The sequence below is a fragment of the Bradyrhizobium cenepequi genome (assembly GCF_020329485.1).
GTDB lineage: Bacteria > Pseudomonadota > Alphaproteobacteria > Rhizobiales > Xanthobacteraceae > Bradyrhizobium > Bradyrhizobium cenepequi.
Genome location: NZ_JAGKJI010000008.1, coordinates 78,084 through 104,058 on the forward strand (window position 1 = coordinate 78,084; position 25,975 = coordinate 104,058).

Here is a 25,975-nt window from a genome sequence, read left to right on the forward strand (position 1 = left end):
CGTCCGCTTACTGTCAGTGCGCGCCGACTGTACGGGAAGCGGGTAGCAGCTCAGTCAGAACGTTTGATCTCCAAACTCCGACGAACGAATCATTGTCTGCCAAGTCCACCCATGAGTTCGGATTGGATTGCGGTTGCGGTGCATAGGGAAGCATCTAATGGCAGATTTCCAAATGCGAGTTGACAAAGAAGGTAGTTGGCACCCGCCTCTTCCAGCTGATTAAGAAGGATTTGTCGCACAGACGCGGGCGAGCCGACGACGCACAATTCACTCTCTATTGCCGCATCGAAGGTCAGCGGCAGGCTTGGTGGTGTCGGGATGGCATTGAGCTCGTAAAGGAACTTGAAGCTTTTGAGCCATTGTTCGTAAGCAGATGCCGCGAGCAAGTGAGCACCTGTGTCGGAACGCGCAATCACGACCATGCGGAGCAATCCAAGAAATGACGTTTGATCGTGAGCGTCGCCGTTAGGCTCTCGATGAGCGCGGTATGCATCCATAACTTTGCGGGTAGCAGAGGAGGGGCCTACGCACGCGAGATTTGCGCCATTGGCAGCGGCCCAAGCCGCGGACTCGGGTCGATTGGTGGCAATCCATGTCGGCGGCCTTGGACGCTGAAGAGTCTTTAGCGTCAATGGTACGCTATTTAGCTCAAAATGGTGTCCGTGATAGGATAGCGTTTCTCCTTTCATAGCACCGATAAGGATTTCGCTGGCTTCTTCATAACGGTTTGGCGCCGCGTCAGCGGTGATGCCGAAGTAGCCCAATTCAACCGGAAGAGAGCCGCGTCCGATACCCACCTCAAGCCTGCCACCGCTCAAGTGATCGAGCATACAGATCTCTTCAAACGCGCGCAGCGGATGATAGAGGTTAAGCAGCATCACCAATGGCCCAATACGAAGTTGCCGTGTGCGCTGCGCGACGCTCGACAAGAACAAATTCGGCGACGGACCTCTCCCATGCGGCGTACAGTGGTGCTCTGCCACATGATATGCATAGAAGCCGAGGCGATCGTAGGCCTCTGCAAGCACGAGGCGATCTGCGTATTGCTGCGCGACGTCCCGGCCGTCCTCGTCCAGGTGATCGAAGATGCCGAAAGTGAGTTTTGAAGGAATGACGTCTTTCACTCGATTGTCTCCAATTGTAGGTGTGAAGGAAGGAAGTCCGATTATTGCCGGCATCTGAGCCGGTCAAAGACGCCGACGTCTTCTATTGCGGCCACACATTGGGTTCTCCTCTGCTGCTGTTCGTCACCCTGAACACGAAACGATTGTCCGTTCCCCTTAACGCCTAAGCACCCTTGGTAAGGAGGGTCGATCGCCTGCCACTGTTCGTTGCTCAGTCACAGCAGATCTCCGCCATTGGCGGCAACGCTCTTGTCTCTCCCATGATACGTTCGCCTGCGTAACGCAAAAGCAGATCTTAACGCTGCTCAACTGGCGATCTTCCCATCTTTAAACTGGCAGAAATATCACTGACGGCAGCCAGAAACGCATCCATTTGCGCCTTTGTCCCGATGCTAACGCGGATGCAACTTTCAAGACCTTTATCGGGAAGGAAGGCAACAAGTATCCGTTGCCGTTCCAAAACGGCCTGCCACCATCTACCATCGTGCCCCGCAGGCACACGCGCTAACAGAAAGTTTGCCTGGGATGGCGTTACCGAAAATCCAAGTTGCGACAGTGCGGTCGCAACTCGCTGTCTTTCATGCCTAATGTGTCTATGGTTCTCTTCGTAGACGGCGCGGTGGGCAAGAATGCTGATGCCAACCGCATGACCGACCACATTCATGTTGAACACGTTCTGGATGTTACGAAGCCTCCCAATGAGCTCGGGATGGCCGAAGCCGAAGCCGATGCGAATGCCGGCGGCGGCATAGCTTTTCGAAAGTGTTCTTAAGAGCAGAAGATTCGGATAACGGCTGAGGAGGCGTAGGCCATTATCAGGCGCAAAGTCGACATACGCCTCGTCCAAGACGATCAGGCCGTCCGATTGGGCCAGGAGTCGTTCGATATCGGCGACCGGTATGAACGTTCCGGTCGGATTGTTCGGATTAGCTAATAGAACGAACTTGGCATCTTTTGCGGGCCCAAAGAGCAATTGCTCTATCGGCAAGGACTGAGGCTCGTTACATCTGATTTCAACAAGTTGAGCGCCTTGCATCACAGCAAGTTTGCGGTTGAATGAGAATCCTGGCGACAACATTGCCACGCTGTCGCCCGGGGCAAGAAAGGCTCTGTAGATGAGCCCGAGAAGCTCAGATGAACCATTGCCGGCAATCACATGATCCGTCGGGACGCCGTAGGCGTTGGCAGCTGCTTCCCTCAGGCTAATGTTGTCATCTTCTGGATACAGATACTGCCGCTCAAGCGCCGCAATTGCGCTTTGCCATACGATTGTTGGCAAGGGAAACGGGTTCTCGTTCGTGTTTAGTTTGACGTAACTAGCATCCGGCGCCGGCCGGCCGGACGGCAGAGCATCTAACTGTCTCGCCGCCTGCGAAAGAGAAGAGAGCACATTTTGCAATTTTGCATCCGTCATAGTGTTCTCCCTTTTGAACCGCCGAGGGCAGTCGCAATTATCAACATGGCAGTCGGTCAGGCAGGCAGGCAGTTGGTCGGAGGAGAGAGTTCGAATTCTGCTAGGACCAGCAAGGGCGGCGGCCATCCAAATCTCCCGTCCCGCTAATCAGAGCTGTCCCTGCATCGTGTTGCCAGGGACTGCGGCCACCTACGCAGATCCTACAATTTGACGCTACGTACGATTCAAGCCCATTCGGGAGACTCGTCTCATGAATGTGTCCAAAGTCGCGTCTCGAAGAAGGAGCGACGATGCAAAACTCCGAGAAGAGCACCACGGGTCCGCAACCATCTGACGCGAACCACAACCGGCGCGCTGCCTGGCGCTAAAGGACTCATCATTCTCATCTAGATGGAGAACAAGGCAGTGGTGCACGCATTATGCCGGGCAGGTTCAGTGTGGTTCATCCTTCAAGGCGGCAAGCGCGAGGTCGAGATACTGCACTAGGCTGGGATCCCAACCAGCCATATTACGTGGCGCGCTCAATCGCGCAAAAACCTTCAGTATCGTTGAAACGGTCGAATCAAATCCTGCGACTTCAGTGATTAGGGTGCGTGCTTGAAACGCCACAGCATTTGCCCGTTCGCTGCAGGGATCCTCGCCCCGATCCACGCAATCGCGTAGCTCGTCGCGGACCTTCCGCCACCGCTCCTCTCGATCTGCGTCTATGACGCATGTGCATCGGAGCTCCTGAGCGCGTTCCTCAACACGCGACATTGCATTTAGCGTGGCAGGTAGCTCATCTACACTGACATGTGTCTCACGGTCCGTCGTCATGTTGCGCAAACGGTCTCGCACCAAGGTTGCGCGCGCGACTTGAAGTTCGATCCTCTCCAGATGCTTGCGCAATAGGTCAGTAAGCGAGGTTTGGCCGTCAATCGCTCTGCGGATCTCGTGAAGCGAGAAGCCAAGCTCACGTAGCGCTCGAATTTGATCGACTCGTTTGATGCTTTCGCGGTCGTACATCCGGTGACCGCCGTCGGTGCGCTCCGACGCACGTAATAAGCCCGTGTGCTCGTAGTGATGCAGAGTGCGTACCGTCACCCCGGTAGCCTCTGCGAGTTCGCCAATGCGCCATCGACGCCTTCGTGGTGTAGCTTTTGTCATGGTTCTCCATCTTTCAAGCCTACAACCTGACGTCGCGTGAGAATCAAGCTATTTCAATGGTCTACATGAACCTTCCTCGATTCAGGCGCCCGCTAGAGTCCTCGTCTGGCGCCAGCAAGGGTGCGTGCTCTCCTCAGAGCGCGCTTGATCAAGCGGCAGAGGCAATGGCGCCCATCAAATTCATCAGGACGCCAACTCGGCCTCACCGGCGACAGCACGTTTCAGAACAAGCGTGGCGATTGCCGTTCGATTTTCAGGAGTGCGCATAGAAGACGGTAAGCCGCGACTGCTTCATTAAAAATGCTCCCAAGACCGTGAGGTCTTCAGATCGTAGACACCGCTGTATTGCTGCAACATTTGGCTCCGTGATTATCATCGCGCTAGGGCGGCCGCACGTGGCTAAGACGTTTGGCCAAAAGAAGACAGACCCGGTGGCGTACAGCGATGAAGATGTGGTATGCGTTGAAGTGATGCCGTTGCGCAACACAGTCGCGCTTTGCTCGGGCGATATCGGCCAACTGTTCTCTGAACAATTTGCGAGCACCCGCAGTGCCTAGGTGCAGCAGGATTGGCCGGACGAAGAAGACGGATACTCACATTCGGGGCGCCGCTATTCTGAGCCGTGGCTGCAAGAAAGCGCGGAGCCGTCACGAGCGGTGATCGGCAGCCGATGCTGATCCAACAACGACAGTATCAGCATTTCTCGGCTGGGCTCCAGGTGCCTCAACGTCTATCGCAAAGCGGCAGCTGGTCTTTTGCGTTCGGGTCACAACGGATCGGAACACGGTAGATGAGGCATGGCGCGAGGGGGTACGTGATCGGACAGCGGCGACGCTATCCGACATGCTCGCGCATGGTATACGAAATAATAGCCCGCTCGCGCGGGCAATGCCCTCCCAATTTAATCGATGGCAGTGCGCTGAGCGCAGCTGGGCCGATTCGCTAGTCCCACTGTGCTTCGCCACCCTGCTGGCGAAGGTCGAGTTCTGCCGATATCAGCGCGCTTGCAAGTTCGGTGAGCAATGGAGTCGGCTGGCGCGCGCGCTTGCCTTCGCTGATCGGTCCCGTCACTTTGCAGATCGATGCGCTGCTTGAGGTACTCGATATGGGAATTGCAGCAATCAAGATGCTCATTGCGGATCAGCGAAGGTGAAGCGCCAGCAGGCGATCGCCGGAGTCGATCAGGATCGCGAGTAGATTGATGAGATGCTGGTCGATCACGGCCCGGGCAGACTCCAGTTGCTTGATGGGCCCTCCGGTGAGACGCAGCGAATTTGCGGTGTGTGCACCAATGCCGCGCCTGGCATCAAGTGAAGGGTCGCCAAACGTCGGGGGCGGAGATCGGCGCGCGGCACGGCGGTTGGGACCTTCAGTACGCTGAGCGGCGCCGGGCACGACGGCCGAGCGCATAAAGCAAACGGCTGGGCACGATCAGGGAAGGCCCTGGTTTGCATCGCACATCTTTGCCGTCTTGCCGAAGCGGACTTCGGTGAGCGCGGGCACTGTAATCATGAAGCATTCTTCCTTGGGCGGGAGATGGCGTTCATGCCTCCTGTAGGTCGTCAAGACATTGCGGGGGAGGGAGATCGGTCCGAGGGACCGGCGCAGCCCTGGAAGTCATGAACTCCGAGGAGACGAAGGGTCTCTGCTGTTCGAGCAGGCCCGACTGCTAGCTTGAGACCGTTGCGCGTGTGGCACGTTCGATAGCCATTTGCAACAGGCTGCTACGCAAATTGTCGCCATCGAGCTCGAGAGAGCAATGGCGTCAAGCCGAGAGGAGCTCAAATATTTGACGCGCGGGAGGCGGCTGGAATATGCGTCCGACCATAAGGCATGTGGCACTCTTTGAGAATCCGCGCTTACGATGAGCGAGGGCCGGTTCTCACGAAGGATCTGGCGTAACCGGATTGATGCGAAGTGGACGATGAGACGCTTTGAGTGAATTTAGGGGCCCCTGGATCTTGGCGTGGCCTCAGGCGGAGGCGCCATGCGGGACGCCTCTTCCAATAATATCTCCCGCATCCAGATGCTTGCCGGATCCCTATTGTGAAAAGCGGGCCATTGGATGGCCTCGGTAAATGCGGGAAAGGACCGCGCAAGTGCGACGATCTGCAGGGGCATCGTCTTTTCGAAATGCTCAACCAGCCTCAAGGGCATCGTAGCTATGCGGCCAGTGTCCAATAGGACAGGCGGGATCATGCTAAAGTTCTGCACGACGACCTCGATGCGCCTCTTGAGACCATGCTCGAGTAAGAACCAGTCCTCGATGGAGGGCTGTCTCTTACGCCCGAACTTGACCGCAACGTGCCCCATTGACATGTATCTCTCGAATGTGAGCTGCGATGGGACCTGCTTGTTCGTGCGGCATGCGACACACACAAGTCTCTCCTCGATCAATGTCGCCTTAGGGTGCGCGCTCGACATGAACAAATCCGGCAAGATAAGAAAATCGACTTCACCGCGCAGGAGAAGCTCATCGCTCTCATCGGCGAGTGGCAGCAATTCGAAACTGACGGCGGGGGCTTCCTGTGCGACACGGTCCAAGACCTTTCGAAAGAATACGATTGTCATGAAATCGGAAAGGAGGATCCGGAAGCGGCGATCCGATTTGGCAGGATTGAACACGTCCTGGGAAATAATCGAGAGTTGGATGTGCAGCAGAGCCTCGCGAATAGGGGCGGCGAGGCCTTGGGCACGCGGTGTTGGGATAAGTTCCCGGCCTCTCATCGTAAATAGTTCATCGCGGAAATAGGCGCGTATCCGGGCGACGGCAGCGCTCATCGCCGGCTGGCTCAGCTTGATACTGCGTGCCGCCGCGGTGAGGTTGCGCTCGGTCATCAGAGCATCGAGCGCAACAAGAAGATTTAGATCAAGGCCTTTGAAACGCATGTCGTCTTACCCCCGTTGAAAGCCTTTGCGTTTTGCAACAACGGTTACGTCTATGATGGTCCCAGTCTCCCCGCGCGAGTTAGGCTCCTTCTGGGTTACCGCGTGATCGCGAAGAAGGCCCTCGTACTCGGTCGCAAGCATATTGGTTGCGCAACGGAGCGTGCGATTGGGCGTGGTAGTCGCCCGCGCTTGTGAAGTCGGGCCTTTGGTGCGCTCAGTTATCGCGCGTAGCACCACATAGATCAGTGTGAACCGTTGAGAGCAGGGCGCAGTTGCGCACCGTTACGCCAATAACGCCGCAGATGCGCTATCGACGCCCCGCGTCGTAGCTTTGGTCGTCGTTTGCAAGCCTACAACCTGACGCAGCGTGCGCTTCAAGCAATTTCATCGGTGTGGCCGAACATCATTTCATTCGCAAAATGCATCTTCTCGCAATATCTGGGCCGCCTCGCGAACACAGGTGCCAAATGCAGCCCGCCGCAATTGCGAAAAAGCCATTCCGCTGCGCTCTCCGGCTAGTTCCGAGAATATCTTGCGGCGGTCCTGCCAGGCGCGGGCGCGAGAAGAAAAGATCAAATCGCTAGTTGATCAAGCGGCACTCAAGCACGCCAATTCGCGCGCGCTGCGGCTGAGATCGAATTGCAGCATTTCTTCTGCATGCAGAAGATGGCGAACCTGCCGCATTGCAGGACAATGAGATCGGCCCGAGCGACCAGGTGCTCTTGAAGCATCTGGAGAGACGCCGAGAGCAGGTGGTAAGACGCCTGGGGCAAAACCTAGCAGCGCCTGCGATTTCGGGTAGTCTCACGCGGAGAAGCCATGCGGGACGCCTCCTGCAGCAATATCTGCCGCATCCAAATGCTTGCCGGATCAGTATTTTGAAGGGCAGGCCATTGGATGGCCTCGGTGAATGCGGGAAGCGGGAGCGGAGTTTCGACGATCCGGAGCGGCATCGTCTTTGCGAAATGCTGGGCCAGCCTTGAGGGCATCGTCGCTATCCGCTCAGTCCCCGATAGCATAGGCGGGATCATGGTAAAGCCCTGCACAACGACCTCGATGCGTCTCTTAAGACCGTGCTCAAGCAAGAACCATTCCTCAATGTTGGGCCTCAGCGCCCGCCCGAACCTGGCCGCAACGTGTCCCATTGACATGTATTTCTCGAACGTAAGCTGCCGTGACAGCTGCTTGTTCGTGGGGCAGCCTACGCACACGAGTGTCTCCTCGAACAGTGTCGCTTTAGGATGCGCGCTCGACATGAACAATTCCGGTAAGACAAGAAAGTCGACTTCACCGCGCCGGAGAAGCTCATCGGGCTCATCGACAAATGGCAGAAATTCGAAGCTGACGGCGGGAGCTTCCCGGGCGACACGGTCCACGATCTTTCGAAAAAAAACCAGTGTCATGAAATCGGAAAGGAGGATCCTGAAGCGGCGATTCGATTTGGCTGGTTTGAACGTGTCGCGGGAAATAATGGAGAGCTGAATGTGCACCAGAGCCTCGCGAATCGGTGCGGCGAGCCGTTCCGCTCGTGGTGTTGGGACAAGCTCTCGGCCCCTCATCGTAAATAGTTCATCGCGGAAATAAGCGCGTAGCCGGGCGACGGCCGCACTCATGGCCGGCTGGCTCAGGTTGATGCTGCGTGCCGCCGCGGTGAGACTACGCTCGGTCATCAGAGCATCGAGCGCGACGAGAAGATTTAGATCAAGGCCTTTGAAGCGCATGGCGTGGAGTTATCCATCCTGTGGATGTGTTCAATAAAAACAATCGATTTTACCAATTTTGCGGAATGGCGGATAGCAAAGCCGTCGGTCGGGACAAATAAAAGTCGGGCATATCAGGAATGGTTACCAGTCTTTGCTCTGCGTCCGCGAAAAAGTCTCAGCTGCACCCCGAGCGGCGAGCGAAGCGCATGTCTACTCCGGCCAGAGTTTTCAACGGGTTGTACAAGCTGCATCGCAGTGGCTTGACGCGACAAGCGTGCCGCAGGTCGCGTCGGCGCTCACTACCGGTAAACGTTCGTATAGCTTTTCCAACCGTATCTATATTCGCCGCTTACCTCCGTAGAGTTGAGCCAACCCTCGACTTCGCCTTAAGAAGCTGCCGATTGCAGGCGCCAAATGTCTTTGCGACCCGGCCAAATTTATCGCGTGTCGATAGCAGTCGAATCGTACGGAAAATGCAGGAGAAATCCCCAGTGGATCTGATGCGAATGCCACATACGCTCGACGTAATCTCCGTCGTGGATAACAATGCATCGGTCCGTGAAGCGCGAACAGGCGTGCTCTTTTCGACAAGCGACAAGCCCGAGCCTGTCCAGTGTGCAGATGAGTTGTTGAAATCCAACCGTCCTGTCAGCACGGCCTGCTTGATCGCGGATATGCAGTTGCCCGGAGTGACCGGGCTCGAGCTATACCAGCATCTGGCAGCATCCGGAAAGGCCAATCCCGCCATTCTGCTCACGAGCCGTCCCGGCGACAACCACTGGCTGCGGGCGCTGCGAGCCGACGTTTCCTATTCCCTGGTGAAGCCATTCATCGATAGCGAACTGCTCGCGGGCATCAAGTCCACCGTCAAAAGCCAGACTGTGCATGGGAGGCAATCATGAATATTGCCGTATCCAGCTCTACGACAGGTCTGACCATGCGCTCTCGGGTGCGGTGGAGGGTGGCCTGGGAGAATGAACTAAGCCTCGCCGAGCATGTCGAACTCTCCGACTTCTTCCGAAAGACCTATGGTCCCACCGGGGAATTCAATGCAAAACCATTCGAAAACGACCGAAGTTGGGCCGGCGCGAGACCTGAGCTTCGTGTAATCGGCTACGATGCGCGCGGCGTAGCGGCTCATATCGGCGCACTACGCCGCTTCATCAAGGTCGGAGAGGTCGATCTACTAGTGGCCGAACTAGGATTGTACGGGGTACGCCCGGATCTTGAGGGACTCGGAATCACCCACTCAATGCGCGTGATGTATCCGGTACTGCAGAAGCTTGGCGTTCCATTCGGCTTCGGTACGGTTCGTCATGCGCTGAAGGAACATATTACAAGGTTACTGGCCCGCCCCGGTCTGGCGACCGTTATCTCTGGGGTTCGCGTGCGGTCCACCCTTGCGGATGTGCATCTGAACTTCTCGCCCACGCGCATCGAGGACGTTCTTGTCCTGGTTCTGCCGATTGGACAGTCGATCAGCGATTGGCCGACCGGTACGACAATTGATCGGAACGGGCCAGAGCTGTGACACACCTCGACCACTTCTGCGAAGCGCGCAGCGAATACGCTGACCGCACTGAAAGTCGCGGCGTCTATCTGACGTTTGACGACGGCCCTAATCCACATTGTACGCCGGATGTCCTGGATGTGCTGACGGAACACCGAGTGCCTGCGACCTTCTTCGTCATCGGCGCGTACGCGGCGGACCAGCCGAAACTAATCCGACGAATGATCGCAGAAGGGCACGAGGTCGCAAACCACACGATGACTCATCCGGACTTGTCCAGATGCGAACTCGCCGAAGTGCAACACGAAATACTGACGGCGAGCAGGGTCGTCAGAATGGCCTGCCCCCAGGCCGCGCTGCGGCACATACGTGCACCCTATGGCATCTGGACCGAAGAGGTGCTCACTACGGCAGCGAAGGCTGGACTGGTTGCCCTGCACTGGTCGGTAGATCCGCGAGACTGGTCTCGTCCCGGCGTTGACGCGATTGTCGACGCTGTGCTGGCCTCTGTCCGGCCCGGTGCAATCGTGCTCTTGCACGACGGATGTCCTCCCAGCGAGTTGGGACGGGCCACTCATGCTCGTCTGCGCGACCAGACCGTCTTGGCGCTTTCCCGCCTGATTCCAGCATTGCACGGCCGCGGACTTTCAATCCGCTCGCTTCCTCAACCTCACTGAGCAAACCGAGACCTATGAACCTGCTAGCCACGACCAGCACTGTCGCTATCTCGTCTTATGCGCTGCTCTTGACCGTCTATAGAAGCGCACAGGTGCTTTATGCGCTGCGGACAAACATTTCATCCGTATCGGACGACGTGGTCGACTCGGATGCTCTGCCGAGCGTGGATGTCATCGTCCCCTGCTTCAACGAGGACCCGCGCACGCTCTCGGCGTGTCTGAAGTCCATTGCAAGCCAAGACTACGCCGGAAAACTGCAGGTCTATGTGGTTGATGACGGTTCCGGAAATCTCGGCGCTGTGGCACCTGTTCACGACACCTACGCGCAGGACCCGAGGTTCAACTTCATTCTGTTAGAAAAAAACGTCGGAAAGCGGAAGGCACAGATCGCCGCGATACGCCAATCATCTGGAGATTTGGTGCTCAACGTCGATTCGGACACGATAATCGCCGCCGATGTGGTCACGAAACTTGCACGAAAGATGCAAGATCGAAAGATCGGAGCGGCAATGGGTCAATTGACGGCGAGCAACCGAAACGACACCTGGTTAACCCGGCTGATCGACATGGAGTACTGGTTGGCTTGCAACGAAGAGCGCGCGGCACAGGCGCGCTTCGGTGCCGTCATGTGTTGCTGCGGCCCATGTGCCATGTATCGCCGGTCCTCGCTCCTTTCGCTGCTAGGTCAGTACGAGACGCAATTTTTTCGAGGAAAGCCGAGCGACTTTGGTGAGGATCGTCATCTCACGATCCTCATGTTGAAAGCAGGATTTCGAACGGAGTACGTTCCCGACGCCATCGCGGCAACAGTTGTTCCGGATAGGCTAGGGCCGTATCTGCGTCAACAACTGCGTTGGGCACGGAGCACTTTCCGGGACACGTTGCTTGGGCTGCGCCTGTTGCCCGGACTTGATCACTATCTCACGCTGGATGTAGTCGGACAGAATATCGGCCCGCTACTTCTCGCCCTGTCATCGCTAACGGCGCTCGCGCAGCTCGCGCTCACAGCCACAGTGCCGTGGTGGCCACTACTAATCATCGCGTCAATGACCGTGGTTCGCTGCGGCGTCGCAGCGTTTCGCGCTCGCGAAGTTCGATTTCTCGGCTTTGCACTGCACACACTCATCAACATCTTTCTCTTACTCCCCGTGAAAGCCTATGCCTTGTGTACGTTGAGCAATAGCGATTGGCTGTCGCGCAAGTCTGCCAAGGTATCAAACGAGGGTGAAAAAAAAGTCGTCATCCCAAACCCGATCGCTGGATCAAATGCTACAGGAGGTTCGGCCATTGCTGGGTCAATTCGTAGGACGGATCTTTCGCGCGGTTCTTCGAGGTTCGTGACGTCGAACAGTATTTGTAGCGGCGAGTGACCTTGAACATACGTAGGTGCACAAGTGAGCTTGGATAAGAAATATCAACTGTTAGAGCAGGAACTGTCTAGCGACGATCCGTGGCGGCTCGACGGTAATCCGTTCGAGCGGGAGCGTCACACGCAAATGCTCCGGCTGTCGCTTTCCCAAGGGGGCATTACAAATGCTCTCGAAGTCGGGTGCGCAGCCGGTGCATTCACAGAAATGCTGGCACCCCACTGCCAACGGCTCACAGTGGTCGATGTTATGCCACGAGCGATTGGTCGAGCGTGCCAACGGACGAAGAGGTGGTCGCACATCACGTGGATAGCGTCCGACATTCAACAGTTCTCGACCCCAGAGCTGTTCGATCTGATCGTCGTAGCGGAAATTCTCTATTACCTCGAAGACATAACCGAGATGCGCGCGGTCATCCGCAATCTGATGCGGATGCTGGCGCCAGGTGGGCATCTGGTTTTCGGATCGGCGCGTGATGCCGCCTGCAGGCGTTGGGGGCACGCTGCTGGTGCCGAGACGGTCATCGCCATGCTCAATGAAATGTTGAGCGAGGTCGAGCGCGTAGAGTGCCAGGGTGAGTCGGCCAACGAAGACTGCTTGCTCGTCTACTTTCGGAATCCGAGTTGAGTTTCGATGAAACCCAATTGCCGACCTTGAGATGGAGACACTATGCGCATCTGCGGCATCAAGCTGACGCATGACGGGGCGATCGCTCTTGTGGAGGACGGACGGCTGGTCTTTTGCGTCGAGCAGGAGAAACGGGGCAACAATCCGCGCTATCAAACCATCGACAATCTTGACGCAGTTGTTGTCGCTTTGGCGGAGCATGGTCTGGATCCGCAGGATGTTGATCAGTTCGTCATCGACGGCTGGGACGGGGAGGTCGAGTCGCAATTCCAGGTCCTCAGTGGGGCGGCACCTATGACCCTGAAAGGGGCGCCGTACGTTGAACGCCATGCCGACGGCCTTCTCACTTCGCGCGACGGCTTTAACCTCATGCTCGACGGCAGGGTCTTTCCTTATAAAAGCTACCCCCATATCACAGGCCATGTGGCCGGCGCATACTGCACGAGCCCTTTCGCCAAAGCCGGACAACCCGCCTTCTGCCTGGTATGGGACGGCTGCATCTTTCCACGTCTCTACTACGTAGACCCCCGCGGCGCGCGCTTCATCGAGTGCCTGTTTCCGATCATAGGCCATGCTTATGCTGTCGCGGGCCATCACTTCGGACCTTATAGGCAGGCAAGCCGCACCAGCTGGGACCTAGGTGTTGCCGGCAAGCTGATGGCCTATATCGCGCTCGGGTCTGTTGATGAAGACATCGTTGCGGTGTTTCAGCAGCTCTACGAGGAGCGCTTTACGGCCGACACGGAGCATGCTCGCCGTTACCGTGCGGAGATCAACAACGCGGAGTCCTCACTTGAGGCCATGCACGACTTCTTCGACGCGAGCGCGCTCCGATTGAAGGCCAAGCTGCCCGAAGACGTACTTGCATCGTTTCATATTTTCCTCGAGCGTCTCGTTATCCGGGAAATGGCCATTGCTTTGCAGCGGCATTCGTGTTTTCCGGGGCCGCGCAATTTGTGCATAGCCGGTGGCTGCGGTCTCAATATCAAATGGAACAGTGCACTACGTGCTACCGACCTGTTCGATGATGTCTGGGTGCCGCCCTTTCCGAATGACAGCGGCTCGGCAATCGGTGCCGCTTGCTCCGCAATGGCGGCGGAGAAGGGCTTCGTGCCGCTGCAATGGTCGGTCTACAGTGGCCCGGCCCTGATACGCAGCGATGTCTCGTCCGAATGGGACGCTGCGCCATGTAGTATGCGTGAACTTGCTACCATTCTCGCGAGCAACAAGCCCGTGGTTTTCCTCGCCGGCCGCGCCGAGCTTGGACCACGGGCATTAGGTGGCAGAAGCATTCTCGCAGCCGCGACATCGGCGGGAATGAAGGATCATCTCAACGACATCAAACTTCGCGAACACTTTCGGCCAGTGGCGCCGATATGCCTGGAGGATCGTGCGCCGGAAATGTTCAGCCCCGGAACGCCAGATCCTTACATGCTTTTCGATCACCAGACACGGGCAGAATGGCGGGACAGAATCCCCGCCGTTGTACATCTCGACGGATCTGCGCGATTGCAGACCATTCCCAGAACATCTCAGCACAAAATCGCCGAGCTCCTCGTCGAATATGAAAAGCTCACGGGCATTCCGCTGCTTTGCAATACGAGTGCCAACCACCATGGACGTGGATTCTTCCCGGATGCCGCAGCAGCCTGCCAGTGGGGACGCGTTGAACACATATGGTGCGACGGCCTGCTGTGGACCAAAACGGTCGTAAGTGAGCGATCGCCGGCCGAACGGCTTCTTTCAGGCTAAGATCAACCTATGTCCACCGTAGCAATCGACCTCACCGGCGTAAGGAAGTCGTTTGGCGACAAGATCGTTGTCGACGGGCTGTCCTTTTCTGTCGCGTCGGGAGAGTGCTTTGGCCTTCTCGGACCAAACGGGGCGGGCAAAAGTACGATTGCGCGTATGGTTCTCGGCATGGTGGCGCCAGACAGCGGCAAGATGACGGTGCTCGGCGAGACCGTGCCGGCGCGTGCTCGGCTGGCACGCATGCGCATCGGCGTGGTGCCGCAGTTCGACAATCTTGAACTCGAGTTCACCGTCCGCGAGAACCTGCTGGTATTCGGGCGCTACTTCAACATGAGCGCGCGCGAGGTCCAAGCAGTTGTGCCAGCATTGCTCGAGTTCGCTCGCCTGGAGAGCAAGGCGGATGCTCGCGTCGCCGAACTATCCGGCGGCATGAAGCGGCGGCTGACGCTGGCGCGTGCGCTGATCAACGACCCACATCTGCTGGTAATGGACGAGCCGACCACCGGTCTCGATCCTCACGGGCGCCACTTAATCTGGGAACGCCTGCGATTGCTGCTGGCGCGAGGCAAGACGATTCTCTTGACCACCCACTTCATGGAAGAGGCCGAGCGATTGTGCGATCGGCTGTGCGTGCTTGAGGCAGGACGCAAGATCGCAGAAGGCAAGCCTCGCGAGTTGATCGATGAGCAGATCGGCTGTCAGGTGATCGAGATCTATGGCGGCGATCCACACGAGCTATCTGCTCTGATCAGGCCGTATGCGCGGCATATAGAAGTGAGCGGCGAGACGCTGTTTTGCTATGCGACAGATCCAGAGCAGGCGCTCGTGCAGCTGCGCGGGCGCGCAGGTCTACGCCTTCTGCAGCGTCCTCCGAATCTCGAAGATGTCTTTTTGCGGCTGACCGGGCGCGAAATGGAGAGATGAACGATGCGTGAAGGTTACGCCGCGGCCATGCCCGCCAACGCGTACAACTGGGTCGCGGTATGGCGTCGCAACTTTCTGGCGTGGAGGAAAGTCGCGCTTGCATCGGTTCTCGGGAACCTCGCCGATCCCATGACCAATCTGTTTGGCCTCGGCCTTGGCCTTGGAATTATTGTTGGGCGCGTTGACGGCACTTCATACATCGCGTTCCTGGCTGGTGGGGTTGTCGCGACTAGCGCCATGACCTCCGCGACTTTCGAAACGATGTATGCGGCGTTTGCTCGCATGCATGCTCAGCGCACTTGGGAAGCAATCCTGTGCACACAGCTCACGCTTGGCGACATCGTTCTCGGTGAATTGGCGTGGGCAGCCACCAAAGCCGTTCTGGCCGGAACGGCAATCGCAATTGTAGCCGCGACGCTGGGCTACGCAGCGTGGGCATCCATCCTCTACTTGATACCAGTAATCGCAATCACTGGCTTCGTCTTCGCGAGTCTAGCCATGGTCGTCATAGCTCTTGCACCCAGCTACGACTATTTCGTGTTTTACCAGACGCTCGTCATCACACCCATGGTGTTCCTGTGCGGCGCAGTCTTTCCGGTGAACCAGCTGCCCAGCGCATTTCAGCACGTGGCGGGCTTATTGCCGCTGGCACATTCGGTCGACCTTATCCGTCCAGCGATGCTTGGGCTCCCGACCGGCGGCATCGGCCTGCATATCGGTGCGCTTTGCATGTACGCGGTGTTGCCATTCTTCCTCTCGATCGCGCTGTTTCGTCGGCGACTGATGCGTTAACGCTACATTCCGCAGAAGCGATCGCGATACACGATGCAGTGTCGAGAACTGAACCGCAGCGGCCTAGAGGTGAGCGTGCTCGGCTTGGGTACTATGACTTGGCGAGAGCAGAACACGGAAGCCGAGGTCCCACAGCGCAATTGTGAAGCACCCGTGGACGCCGGCAAAAACATTAGTTGGTACCGCCGAGATGTATCCTGTTCCACCCCGCACCGGGACATAAGGGCACGCGCGTTGGCATTCGTCAACAGTCAGGCCATGCGTTGCGAGCACGCTCGTTACCCCCGTTACGAGAGCTCCTCGATGGCATTTTGTCGATCTGTCAGCGCTTTGGAACGCCGGCAGCATGATTCGACCGACTCCACCTGGCTGATCCAAGCCCGAACCATCACGACCTAAGGCACATGCAATGACGCGCGCGACACAATCACCCGAGCCATTTGTGATTCTTGCGATGCCGAGGACCGGCACGCACTATCTGGAAGCATTGTTGAACGAGCATCCGAACGTGCTGACCAATGGTGAGCTGCTCAATTCTTGTGACACCAATTGGCCAGATAAGGATCGCCTGCGACTTGGCGATCGCGAGCTTCTCGCGCTTGCCTACCTGCGCTATCCCACACGGAGCGACAAGACTGAGGTGACGCATGTTGGCTGCAAGATCAACGAACCGCAGTTTCACGATCGTCCGGACTTATTGCCGAGCTGGCGCGTTGGGAACGTCTCAAGGTTATCCTCGTGCCTCGCAGAAACACTTTGGAATCACTTCGATCGCTGGTGCAGGCAAGGCAAAGCGGTCAATGGTTGAAGGTCAGTTCGGAAAACGACACGGCTCCGCCGCCGCGTGTCAAACTGTCAATCACCGCTTGTGAGGCCTACTTCAAGAGGCGCGGACGATTTTCACGCTCGGATCGTGCACTCCTTCGCGCCGGCCAACCTGCTTGCGATCGAGTACGAGAGCGTTCTTTGCGAGCCTGCCGCTTGCTTGGTAACGATTTGGCAGTTCCTCGGGGTTCCCGCACTTCAGCTTTCTGGTCGGCGCACTCTTCAGCGCCAAGAAACGCGACCGCTGAACCAAACGGTGGAAAACTTTCATGAGTTGCGGCGCCACTTCGCAGGTGGACCTTACGGGAAATTTTTTGAGGTTGGTGAGGACTGGTTGGCGTTCGCATAGGCACGCCATCGTGCAGCCTAATCAGGTGAAATGGTCTTGAGCCAGGTCAATTGGGCCTTCGTGTCACGATAAATGGAGAATGAGATGTTCTGTTTAGGAGTGAGCGGCGGGCTAGACAAAATCTGTGAAAATGCACGTGAGCTTTCGAACACATTTCTGCACGAGGGCGCTGCGGTGCTCGTCCGGGACGGATGCGTGATAGCGGCCGTTGAAGAGGAGCGCCTCAATCGGATCAAGCACTCCAACAAATTCCCAAGCCGTTCGATACAATGCTGCCTTGCAGCCGCAGGGATCCAGCTCAGCGATGTCGATCGTATCGCGTTCCACGCGACCAAGGCCCATTGCAACGCTATGCTCGAAGGCCAGTTCGGGTCCCAGCCGGACGTCTCCATTCCTTTGGATGCCAAACTGTTGATGCTTAGCTTACTAGCTCTGGAGCTTGGTACCGAGGTCGACCCGTCGCGTGTGTCTTTCGTAAGTCACCATCAGGCGCACGCCGTGAGCGCCTTTGCGATGTCGGGCTTCGAACAAAGTCTAATCCTCGCGATAGATGGCGGTGGTGATTTTCGCTCCGGCCTCTTAGCCCTGGGGTCTGGAACCGAGGTTGCCCAACTTGCGACTTTCCCGGAGAATAATTCTCTAGGGCTATTTTATCTCGAGACGATCCGGTATCTCGGCTACGGCTTGTTCGATGAATACAAGGTTATAGGGCTTGCCCCCTACGGGGATCCGGCTCCCCATCGCGAGGTCTTCGAGCAGTTCTACGAACTGTTAGACAATGGTGGCTACCGCGTCTACCTCGACCGAATCGGTCCGACGTTACTGCGGAGCATACAGGTCCGGCGAAAGGGAATGCCATTCACGCAACAGCATCGAGATGTGAGTGCTTCATTGCAGGAGGCCTTGGAGCGGATCGTGTTTCACGTTCTCCGGCATCATCGCGAGGCGACCGGTATGAAGCGGTTGTGCCTGGCTGGAGGGGTAGCCCACAACTGCACCATGAACGGTAAGCTGCTGTATTCTGGGCTTTTCGAAGACATCTTCGTGCAACCCGCGGCGCATGACGCTGGTTGCGCATTGGGCGCAGCACTAATGATGTCTAACGAGTTGGGCCGACCCGCGCCACGTGAGCGGCTGCAGGAGGTCTATTGGGGTCCTGATCTCGGGAGCAAGCGCGCCGTGGGGCGGGAACTGAATGCATGGGCCGGACACCTTGACGTCGAACGCAGTGACGACGTGGCAGGTAGGGCAGCGGAATGGATGGCTAATGGCGCCGTGATCGGCTGGGTGCAGGGTCGTTCGGAGTTCGGGCCACGTGCGCTTGGCAACCGCAGCATTCTTGCCGATCCTCGGCCTGCCGCAAACAAGGACCGGATCAACGCGATGGTCAAAAAGCGCGAAGGCTATCGACCGTTCGCGCCTTCAGTGCTGGAGGAGGATGCGAGCGAATTTTTCGACCTCCCGGACAGTACGCGCGAATTTCCCTTTATGAACTTCGTAGTTCGCGTGCGCGACGCCAAGCAAAGCGTGCTCGGCGCCGTAACGCACGTCGACGGTACTGCGCGGCTGCAAACAGTATCGCACAAGACAAATCCCGCCTACTGGGAGGTTATTCATGAGTTCAAGAAACGGACGGGCATCCCAGCTCTGCTCAGTACGTCCTTTAACAACGACGCCGAGCCGATCGTCGATTCGGTTGTAGATGCGATTACCACATTTCTGACGACAGAGCTGGATGGACTTGTGGTCGGCCCGTTCCTCGTGAAGAAGCGGGCGGCGACGTTGGAGGATTGGACTGCGCTCGCGGTTTCATTGCCGCCTTATGCACGCCTCCATCGAGTCCGCGTTTACACAGCGCCAGATCGCCAGGAGACGGTGTACGAAATCCGTACGGGGCACTCCAGCCGTGACAGGGTGCGTATTTCGCAGGATGTGTTCGATCTACTGATGCTGATCGAGGGCGAAGCCGTGCTCGGGGATCTCCTGGATACAACTACGTTCGATCAGGCTAGACGTGAAGCTCTCTTGAAGGAACTGCGGGGATTATGGGAGCAACGTCGCCTTCGGCTGCATCCTTCGCACGCTGCTCGCGCGCATCAAGACTGCGATCAAATGCTGGAGAAAGCATAACAGGCACTCATGAATATGGCCGTGTGCATGTCTCTAAATGCGGGGAGCAGCTGGGCCCCTGAGGCGGAATATCCGGTGGCTGGCTCATGGTTGCAGTCTCGGGCGCTGTGCCACAGCAGCAGCTCTGGACGGCAAGCGCCCCAGCACCAAAAGTTCTATTCGACATGGTACATGCCGGAAAGTGCTTCGAAGAGCTGTTGCAACAAGGCGGATACGACTGCCAAATGCCTCACGTGCCAACATTTACCAGGGCTCAGGCGGGCCAGTATATCTGGGTGCTGCTGGAGCAAATGCGCCAGCAGCGTCGTCCCCGACCGGGGAAGGCCGAGCAGAAAGCAGACCACAGGCAAATGGTTAACACCCCCGGCTCGTGATTCCACCCCCTTATGCCTGGACAAAGCGAGCGGCCGCCCGAAACCCTTCATCCGGTTGAAAGAATAACCGCAACCCTGCTGTTCCACATAGGTTGTGACCGCTTGCGTAGCATCGCCATATGAGAAGGACTTCGTCGGCATCTTCCCTATGATCTGAGTGCAATGGAGATCGCTCCATTTGGCCGGATCGCGGAAAGCATTTGGCACCTGCAATCGGCAGCTCCCGATTGCTCGCAAAGCAAAGGCGAAGTCGAGGGTTGGTTCAGTTCTAAGGAGATAAGCAGGTGACGTGAAGCAGCTTGCGTGGCCGCCGAAGAAGGGGGCCGCAATGGACTTGCGCCTCGGTTGATGCTCACCCGTGCACCTGAGAATTCTTCTCAGAGCCGGGGCAAAGATCAATAGCCATCCTGGTATGCCTGAATTCATTTATCCAGGTGGCTTTTTGCTATCCGTCATTCCTAGAATTGATAAATCGATCGTTTTGATCGAATGCATCCACACTCTGGATAAGTCCAGATCATGCGTTCAGGGGCCTCGATGATCTAAATCTGCTCGTCGCGCTCGACGCTCTGATGATCGAACGTAACCTTACCGCCGCGGCACCCAGCATGAACCTGAGCTAGCCGACCATGAGCGCCGCCGTCGCCTGGCTACGCGCCTAACTCCGCGATGAACTATTTACGGTGACGGGCCCGAACTTGTCTCGATATCGCGTGCGGAAGGGCTCGCCGCCCCAATTCGAGAGGCTCTGCTGCAGATCCAGCTCTCCATCATTTCCCGGGAGTGTTCAACCCAGCCTTGAATGCGTCGCTCGAAGGAGGCTGCCGACAATATCGCCACTCTCAAAGAAGACTGAGATGGCGGAGGCCGCGAGAAACGCCTGCAGGGTAAGGTTCGCTGCCGCCGATCCTGAGACCCAGTTCGATCACGAAATGATGAATTGGAATGACGTGGCCGGTAGCCTGGTTCTCAGGAGGGGCGGATTGCTCAACAGCAATACCTCATTCCTCCGCATCGAAGGGTGTCAGAGCCAACTAAACGAATTCGCCAGCGGTTCTGATATGCGCGCAATTTTAGCTGACGGACCTCGCCGACCGCATTGATAACATTTGCGACAAACCAGCCGCGCACTAGGGTCATGGAGCAAGAGCCGAGCCAAGTGGGCAGTGCCGTGCACGTCTTGCGGGACTCGAACATCGGCTTGTGCACCAGCGTTTGCTACTGTCCGAAAGCAAACACGTTTGACGACTGGAACCCGCCAAGCTGTTGCGAACACGACATTGGGCCGCAAAACGCGCGAGCGTTCCTCTGCATCGCACTGGCCCAAATCCTGCACCGCGTTCGCGGGCGAAGGCAAGAGAATGGAGGCGCGTTTTGACTCTCGATCTGAGAAACGAGGATGCGGTTGCCGGTCCACCGAAGGCGGCCGACGTGAGCTGTCCGTTTCACTCCGATAGAGCCCGCATCCAGAAGGGAGAACGGAAGACGGTGGTGCTGACCGGGGCATCGCGCGGCATCGGTCACGCCACTGGAAAGCTGTTTTCGGAAGCGGGCTGGGGCATCATCTCTTGCGCGCGCCAACCGTTCGATGCCGGGCAGTGCCGTTGGGAGTCAGGGGCCGACAACCATATCCAGGTCGACCTCAGCAACCATCGGATGCTGCCGCGCGTCATCGCCGAGGTCAAGGAGCGCCTCGCGGGCGCGCCATTGCACGCATTGATCAACAATGCCGGCATTTCGCCGAAGACGCCGAATGGCACACGACTGACGTCCTTGACGACGTCAGTCGAAACCTGGATGAGGGTGTTCCACCTCAATCTGGTGGCGCCGATCCTGCTCGCGCAAGGCCTGTTTCACGAGCTGAAAGCAGCGTCGGGATCAATTGTCAACGTGACCTCAATCGCAGGCTCGCGGGTGCACCCGTTTGCCGGCAGCGCCTATGCGACGTCGAAAGCTGCGCTCGCGTGTCTCACGCGCGAAATGGCGCACGACTATGCACAGGCCGGCATTCGCGTGAACGCGATCGCGCCCGGTGAGATCAAGACGGACATTTTGTCGCCGAACACGGAAGCGCGCCTTGTACCAAGTATCCCGCTGCGCCGGGTGGGCACGCCCGAAGAAGTCGCTAAGGTCATCTTCTTCCTATGCTCGGATGCAGCAAGTTATGTCACGGGCACCGAGGTGCCCATCAATGGTGGCCAACACCTTTGATTCGCTAAACCTCAGTCGAAAATTCGCAGCTGATGCTACATCAATGGAACTCGGGCTCGGCATGAATCCGCGCGACGAGTACGGAAGAGCAGAGAACAAGCAAATCAAAGCACTGAAAGTTTACTGTCGCGCGGCGCCGCAAGTTTATCGTCGTGCCATGAAAAGGAGTTATGTCTTGCGGTCGCCCCCTGAAATTGGGGCGAGATCGAGGATGACATGCAACACAATATCCGCAAATCCGAACAGGATGATAGGGAGGATGCTCATAACGACGGAGACATCGTGATGCTGCATATCCCTTCCGTACGCGAAAGGCCTAACTCAAACTCCGAGACGGACGACGCGGTTCCCAATGTGCCGTCGCACGAGAGCGCGATTATCGGCATCTTCGAAATATCGAAAGTACTCACCGCCCCCTGCCGGCTCGAGGTCACGCTGACCAACGCTGTCGATCTTCTGCAATCGTTTGTGCAGATGCGGCACGGTATCGTCTCTCTGTTCCACGATGATAACGTGCCGGACATTACCGTGGGCGCCGGCTGGAGCGACGGCAGCGACGAGTGCTACCGGATGCGCCTGCCGCAGAAGGCAATCGACGAGATCGTGGCATCGGACAAGCCGCTCGTCGCCGAAAACGTAGCAGTGCATTCGGCCTTTAGTGCTGCGGAGATGGAGGTGCTCGGAGCCTCCGACGACATGCGAGTGTCGTTCATCGGCGTTCCCATTCGCATCGATGCGAATGTCGTGGGCACGCTGACGATCGACCGCGTCCTGGACAACGCGTCGAGCGCCCGGCTCGATCACGACGTACAGCTGCTCACCATGATTGCCAACCTAATGGGGCAGACGGTGAAGCTGCATCGCTTGTTCGCGTGTGACCGCGAGCGACTGATGGCGGAGAAGGACCGGCTGCAAAAGCAATTGTCCGAGCTCAAGCAGCCTGCGCGGGAGCGCAAGAAGGTTCATGTCGAGGGGATCATTGGCGACAGCCCGGCGCTGCGCGGGCTGCTCGAGAAGGTCGCGGTGGTGGCCAAATCAAACAGTACGGTGCTGTTGCGCGGCGAGTCTGGTACCGGAAAGGAGCTGGTCGCCAAGGCCATTCACGAGCGGTCAGCGCGCGCCAAGCGACCCTTCATAAAGCTCAATTGCGCGGCGCTCCCTGAGACGGTACTGGAATCCGAATTGTTCGGTCATGAGAAGGGTGCCTTTACCAACGCGTTCAGCTCCCGCAAGGGCCGCTTCGAGCTCGCCGACAAGGGGACGCTATTTCTGGACGAGATCGGCGAGATCTCGGCCTCGTTCCAGGCAAAGCTACTGCGCGTCCTGCAGGAGCAGGAATTCGAGCGCGTCGGCGGCAACCAGACCATTAAGGTCGATGTTCGCGTGATTGCCGCCACGAATAAGAACCTGGAAGAGGCGGTGGCAAGGAACGAGTTCCGCGCCGACCTCTATTATCGCATCAGCGTGGTTCCATTGCTGCTGCCGCCGTTGCGCGAAAGGCGCAGTGATATTCCGCTCCTCGCGACCGAGTTTCTCAGAAATTTCAACAGCGAGAACGGCCGTACGCTCACCTTCGATACGAGTGCGATTGATGTACTGAAGAACTGCGGCTTTCCCGGAAATGTCCGCGAGCTCGAGAATTGCGTGCAGCGGACCGCGACCATGGCACCGGGACCGTCGATCGTGAGAGACGACTTTGCCTGCTGCCACGGCCAGTGCCTTTCCGCGATGCTGTGGAAAAGCGGATCGGACGAGATGGCGCTGCAGTCGGGGCCGATCGTACCAATGCCCGTCAAGCCGGCCACGTCGCCGGCTGACGCCGGTACGTCGGTCCCGCCTTGCGGCGGCGAGCTGGCTCCGCTAGCGCCAGCCGGCGCAGCCCTCGTAGGTGGTGCGAAGATGACAGATCGCGAGCGTCTCATCGCGGCCATGGAACGGTCCGGCTGGGTGCAGGCGAAGGCGGCGCGCGTGCTTGGACTGACACCGCGCCAGATTGGCTACGCCCTGAGGAAATACGGCATCGAGATCAAGCATTTCTGAAAGGACTGTCGGACTTGCGGCGTGTCGGGGCCGTGACCATCGGCGTTGGGACGAATAGCTGGAGAAATAAAGACTTGGTGGTTTGGCGCGACCTTAGACCCGATCACGACCCCCGCGTCGGCGCAGAGTCTGCCATCATCGAAATCAGCCCGCCCGACCACGGGCGGTCGGCATGCCCACTAAGGTGGTGCGAACGCGGCGCTGTCATCGCGATTCCGTTGGCGATGTCGCTATCGACCATCAGCTCACGCCCGGATACAGTCAGGGAGGCCATCGCTTGCCGTTCGACCGCGTTCAATTCTGGACCCACGCCCGGCGTCATATCCAGCGACCGCTGCGCGATGCGGGCCTGCGCGCGAAGGGAACGCCGGGTGCCTCGCGATCGCAGGCGCCACAAGCTTATTGCGGCGGCGCCGTTGCTCCTGACGATGCGAAGCATCGTCCAGTGCAAATCGGCTCAGGACCTACGCTCCCTCGGGAGCGTAGCGGCCGCTGCGGAGACTCGGGATCGCGTATGGATCGACTCGAGCAAAGCGCATCCCGTTTTTGGACCGCCCTCTTTGATCCAGATCAACGACAAATCACGCCGCGAATCGAGCTGTCGTAGTCACGACGAATGTCGCAATTCCGTCGTCGGCGAACGTCAGGCACAATGGCATGACGCTTCCCAAAAGCCATTGTATTGCTGCCTGATTTTGAAATTCGCGCAATGGTACGACACTTGCTGTTCTCTTCGCCAGCCGTTGCAACGTCTGGAGAAGCACATGCACAACGTCGTCTGCGTCAAGCAGGTTCCCGACTCCGCGCAGATCCGCGTGCACCCCGTGACCAACACGATCATGCGTCAGGGCGTGCCGACCATCATCAATCCATACGACCTCTTCGCGCTCGAGGCCGCGCTGGAGCTGCGCGATAAGTTCGGCGGCGAGATCACCGTCCTTACAATGGGGCCGCCGTCAGCCGAGGACTCATTGCGCAAAACGTTGACCTTTGGCGCCGATCGCGCCGTACTGCTCACCGACCGCTGCTTCGCGGGCGCCGATACGCTGGCAACGACTTACGCGCTGGCGACCGCCATTCGCAAAATCGGCAAGGAATATGGCCCGCCGGACCTCATCTTCACCGGTAAGCAGACCATCGACGGCGACACCGCGCAGGTTGGGCCCGGCGTCGCGAAGCGGCTCGGTGTGCTGCAGCTTACCTACGTCGCCAAGATCAGGGCCCTGGATCTCACCGCACGCACAATTGAAACGGAACGGCGCTCCGAAGGTGGCGTCCAGGTGCTCCGCACCAGGCTGCCGTGTCTCGTCACCATGCTGGAGGCAACCAACCAGATTCGCCGCGGCGCCATGGCGGATGCATTGCGTGCCGCCCGGGCGCCGATCGGGAAATGGAGCGCGCAGGACGCCGGCGTCGAGGACATCTCCAAATGCGGTCTCAAGGGCTCGCCGACCGTCGTCAAGCGAGTTTTTGCGCCCTCTGCGCGCGCCGAGAAGGCGGTGCTGGTGGAGGCCGCCGAACAGCCGGCGCAAGCGTTGATCGATGCCATCTTCAAGCACCAGCCCAAGCTTGAAACCGACCTTGCGGCCCTAGCCCGCGAGGCCTGATCTGAAGAGCCTTGGTGATGAGCGACGTGATACGAGCCTCCGCGTTGCCTGCGGAAGGGCGCGCCGCCAAGAAGGCGCTGCCGGGCATTTCAACGCTGACAAGCATGTCAGGGTCTTCATCGAACTGGAGCGGCGGCAAAGCGGTGGCAGGTGCATCCGGTCTCCTGTGGCTGATGGACGCGGGCCGCAAGTTCGCCGAGAAGCTGAAGGTTGATCTCGCGGCGGTCGTGATCGGTCCGGAGGGCGAGGCGACGTGCAGCGCCACGGTCGAATTCTTCTACGGTGCCGACCTTGTCTATTTCGTCGCCGACAACATGCTCGCAGATTACCGCAACGAGTCCTACACCATGGCGTTCACCGATCTTGTCAACACCCACAAGCCGGAGATCCTGCTGTTGGGAGCCACGATCTTGAGCCGTGATCTCGCCGCCTCCGCCGGTCGCCGCATTCACGCGACCGCGTCGCAAGCTAGGATACGTTTCGAGAACATGCGCCACTGAACAAAGGAAAGGCC

The 25,975-nt window shown here is 58.1% G+C and carries 20 protein-coding genes and 3 pseudogenes; 16 read left to right on the plus strand and 7 right to left on the minus strand.

All coding sequences use genetic code 11. From position 1 onward, the window contains the following. Positions 1 to 89 precede the first annotated feature (89 nt). The 3 genes from J6497_RS12095 to J6497_RS12105 all read right to left on the minus strand — a co-directional run bounded on the left by J6497_RS12095 (position 90) and on the right by J6497_RS12105 (position 3,684). Positions 90 to 1,124, minus strand: coding sequence for an LLM class flavin-dependent oxidoreductase (locus tag J6497_RS12095; protein WP_225704489.1), 1,035 nt, complete (start codon positions 1,122 to 1,124; stop codon positions 90 to 92). A gap of 295 nt (positions 1,125 to 1,419) precedes the next feature. Next, positions 1,420 to 2,538, minus strand: coding sequence for a histidinol-phosphate transaminase (hisC, locus tag J6497_RS12100; protein ID WP_225704575.1), 1,119 nt, complete (start codon positions 2,536 to 2,538; stop codon positions 1,420 to 1,422). 432 nt (positions 2,539 to 2,970) lie between these two features. Then, the gene (locus J6497_RS12105) at positions 2,971 to 3,684 is read right to left on the minus strand and encodes a MerR family transcriptional regulator (RefSeq protein ID WP_225704490.1); all 714 of its coding nucleotides are present in this window, start codon (positions 3,682 to 3,684) and stop codon (positions 2,971 to 2,973) included. A gap of 395 nt (positions 3,685 to 4,079) precedes the next feature. On the opposite strand from J6497_RS12105, the gene J6497_RS12110 reads away from it, so the two are divergent. Further along, entirely contained in the window at positions 4,080 to 4,241 is a 162-nt protein-coding gene (locus J6497_RS12110) for a hypothetical protein (RefSeq protein WP_225704491.1), read from the plus strand. Positions 4,242 to 4,626: 385 nt separating this feature from the next. On the opposite strand, the gene J6497_RS41225 is transcribed toward J6497_RS12110, so the two are convergent. The 3 genes from J6497_RS41225 to nodD1 all read right to left on the minus strand — a co-directional run bounded on the left by J6497_RS41225 (position 4,627) and on the right by nodD1 (position 8,294). Beyond that, the gene (locus J6497_RS41225; RefSeq protein WP_283844415.1) at positions 4,627 to 4,755 is read right to left on the minus strand and encodes a hypothetical protein; all 129 of its coding nucleotides are present in this window, start codon (positions 4,753 to 4,755) and stop codon (positions 4,627 to 4,629) included. Positions 4,756 to 5,628: 873 nt separating this feature from the next. Then, entirely contained in the window at positions 5,629 to 6,573 is a 945-nt protein-coding gene (locus J6497_RS12115) for a LysR family transcriptional regulator (protein ID WP_225704492.1), read from the minus strand. 776 nt (positions 6,574 to 7,349) lie between these two features. Then, positions 7,350 to 8,294, minus strand: a complete 945-nt coding sequence (gene nodD1 / locus J6497_RS12120; protein ID WP_225704493.1) for a transcriptional regulator NodD1 — start codon at positions 8,292 to 8,294, stop codon at positions 7,350 to 7,352. A 482-nt stretch (positions 8,295 to 8,776) separates the two neighbouring features. Here nodD1 and J6497_RS12125 point away from each other — a divergent pair, with 482 nt between their 5' ends. The 10 genes and pseudogenes from J6497_RS12125 to J6497_RS12170 all read left to right on the plus strand — a co-directional run bounded on the left by J6497_RS12125 (position 8,777) and on the right by J6497_RS12170 (position 19,229). Continuing rightward, entirely contained in the window at positions 8,777 to 9,178 is a 402-nt protein-coding gene (locus J6497_RS12125) for a response regulator (protein ID WP_225704576.1), read from the plus strand. After that, a complete protein-coding gene (locus J6497_RS12130) occupies positions 9,175 to 9,807 on the plus strand; it encodes a NodA family N-acyltransferase (protein ID WP_283844416.1) in 633 nt (210 codons plus the stop codon). The genes J6497_RS12125 and J6497_RS12130 overlap by 4 nt, the downstream gene beginning before the upstream one ends. Then, positions 9,804 to 10,463, plus strand: coding sequence for a chitooligosaccharide deacetylase NodB (nodB, locus tag J6497_RS12135; RefSeq protein ID WP_225704494.1), 660 nt, complete (start codon positions 9,804 to 9,806; stop codon positions 10,461 to 10,463). The genes J6497_RS12130 and nodB overlap by 4 nt, the downstream gene beginning before the upstream one ends. A 14-nt stretch (positions 10,464 to 10,477) precedes the next feature. Beyond that, positions 10,478 to 11,833 carry a chitooligosaccharide synthase NodC gene (gene nodC / locus J6497_RS12140; RefSeq protein WP_225704495.1) on the plus strand — a complete coding sequence of 452 codons (1,356 nt, stop codon included), beginning with the start codon at positions 10,478 to 10,480 and terminating at the stop codon, positions 11,831 to 11,833. Positions 11,834 to 11,857: 24 nt separating this feature from the next. Then, a complete protein-coding gene (nodS, locus tag J6497_RS12145; RefSeq protein WP_225704496.1) occupies positions 11,858 to 12,457 on the plus strand; it encodes a nodulation methyltransferase NodS in 600 nt (199 codons plus the stop codon). Positions 12,458 to 12,499: 42 nt separating this feature from the next. Beyond that, positions 12,500 to 14,209, plus strand: a complete 1,710-nt coding sequence (nodU, locus tag J6497_RS12150) for a nodulation protein NodU (protein ID WP_225704497.1) — start codon at positions 12,500 to 12,502, stop codon at positions 14,207 to 14,209. Between the two features lie 9 nt (positions 14,210 to 14,218). Next, positions 14,219 to 15,133 carry a nodulation factor ABC transporter ATP-binding protein NodI gene (gene nodI / locus J6497_RS12155; RefSeq protein WP_225704498.1) on the plus strand — a complete coding sequence of 305 codons (915 nt, stop codon included), beginning with the start codon at positions 14,219 to 14,221 and terminating at the stop codon, positions 15,131 to 15,133. A 3-nt stretch (positions 15,134 to 15,136) separates the two neighbouring features. Beyond that, positions 15,137 to 15,925 (plus strand): nodulation factor ABC transporter permease subunit NodJ, encoded by a 789-nt coding sequence (locus J6497_RS12160; RefSeq protein WP_225704499.1) that lies wholly within the window; start codon positions 15,137 to 15,139, stop codon positions 15,923 to 15,925. Positions 15,926 to 16,334: 409 nt separating this feature from the next. Next, positions 16,335 to 17,099: pseudogene (locus tag J6497_RS12165) on the plus strand (sulfotransferase). Positions 17,100 to 17,183: 84 nt separating this feature from the next. Beyond that, positions 17,184 to 19,229 carry a carbamoyltransferase family protein gene (locus tag J6497_RS12170; RefSeq protein WP_225704500.1) on the plus strand — a complete coding sequence of 682 codons (2,046 nt, stop codon included), beginning with the start codon at positions 17,184 to 17,186 and terminating at the stop codon, positions 19,227 to 19,229. A 155-nt stretch (positions 19,230 to 19,384) separates the two neighbouring features. Here J6497_RS12170 and J6497_RS41230 read toward each other — a convergent pair whose 3' ends face one another. Then, positions 19,385 to 19,810 (minus strand): sulfotransferase, encoded by a 426-nt coding sequence (locus J6497_RS41230; protein ID WP_312010283.1) that lies wholly within the window; start codon positions 19,808 to 19,810, stop codon positions 19,385 to 19,387. 365 nt (positions 19,811 to 20,175) lie between these two features. On the opposite strand from J6497_RS41230, the pseudogene J6497_RS12180 reads away from it, so the two are divergent. From J6497_RS12180 to J6497_RS12200, 5 genes and pseudogenes are all read left to right on the plus strand, one after another. Beyond that, positions 20,176 to 20,381, plus strand: a pseudogene (locus tag J6497_RS12180) (LysR family transcriptional regulator); the annotation flags it as partial. 596 nt (positions 20,382 to 20,977) lie between these two features. Next, a complete protein-coding gene (locus J6497_RS12185; protein ID WP_225704501.1) occupies positions 20,978 to 21,814 on the plus strand; it encodes an SDR family NAD(P)-dependent oxidoreductase in 837 nt (278 codons plus the stop codon). A 216-nt stretch (positions 21,815 to 22,030) separates the two neighbouring features. Further along, positions 22,031 to 23,854, plus strand: a complete 1,824-nt coding sequence (gene nifA, locus J6497_RS12190; protein ID WP_225704502.1) for a nif-specific transcriptional activator NifA — start codon at positions 22,031 to 22,033, stop codon at positions 23,852 to 23,854. A gap of 764 nt (positions 23,855 to 24,618) precedes the next feature. Beyond that, positions 24,619 to 25,461, plus strand: coding sequence for an electron transfer flavoprotein subunit beta/FixA family protein (locus tag J6497_RS12195; RefSeq protein ID WP_225704503.1), 843 nt, complete (start codon positions 24,619 to 24,621; stop codon positions 25,459 to 25,461). 17 nt (positions 25,462 to 25,478) lie between these two features. Then, positions 25,479 to 25,895, plus strand: a pseudogene (locus J6497_RS12200) (electron transfer flavoprotein subunit alpha); the annotation flags it as partial. Positions 25,896 to 25,975: the final 80 nt, after the last annotated feature.

Coding starts and splice junctions, on each gene's coding strand:
- hisC (WP_225704575.1), bottom strand. CDS start 2,538: ATGACGGATGCAAAATTGCAAAATGTGCTCTCTTCTCTTTCGCAGGCG.
- J6497_RS12105 (WP_225704490.1), bottom strand. CDS start 3,684: ATGACAAAAGCTACACCACGAAGGCGTCGATGGCGCATTGGCGAACTC.
- J6497_RS12115 (WP_225704492.1), bottom strand. CDS start 6,573: ATGCGTTTCAAAGGCCTTGATCTAAATCTTCTTGTTGCGCTCGATGCT.
- nodD1 (WP_225704493.1), bottom strand. CDS start 8,294: ATGCGCTTCAAAGGCCTTGATCTAAATCTTCTCGTCGCGCTCGATGCT.
- J6497_RS12125 (WP_225704576.1), top strand. CDS start 8,777: ATGCGAATGCCACATACGCTCGACGTAATCTCCGTCGTGGATAACAAT.
- J6497_RS12130 (WP_283844416.1), top strand. CDS start 9,175: ATGAATATTGCCGTATCCAGCTCTACGACAGGTCTGACCATGCGCTCT.
- nodC (WP_225704495.1), top strand. CDS start 10,478: ATGAACCTGCTAGCCACGACCAGCACTGTCGCTATCTCGTCTTATGCG.
- nodU (WP_225704497.1), top strand. CDS start 12,500: ATGCGCATCTGCGGCATCAAGCTGACGCATGACGGGGCGATCGCTCTT.
- nodI (WP_225704498.1), top strand. CDS start 14,219: ATGTCCACCGTAGCAATCGACCTCACCGGCGTAAGGAAGTCGTTTGGC.
- J6497_RS12160 (WP_225704499.1), top strand. CDS start 15,137: ATGCGTGAAGGTTACGCCGCGGCCATGCCCGCCAACGCGTACAACTGG.
- J6497_RS12170 (WP_225704500.1), top strand. CDS start 17,184: ATGTTCTGTTTAGGAGTGAGCGGCGGGCTAGACAAAATCTGTGAAAAT.
- nifA (WP_225704502.1), top strand. CDS start 22,031: ATGCAACACAATATCCGCAAATCCGAACAGGATGATAGGGAGGATGCT.
- J6497_RS12195 (WP_225704503.1), top strand. CDS start 24,619: ATGCACAACGTCGTCTGCGTCAAGCAGGTTCCCGACTCCGCGCAGATC.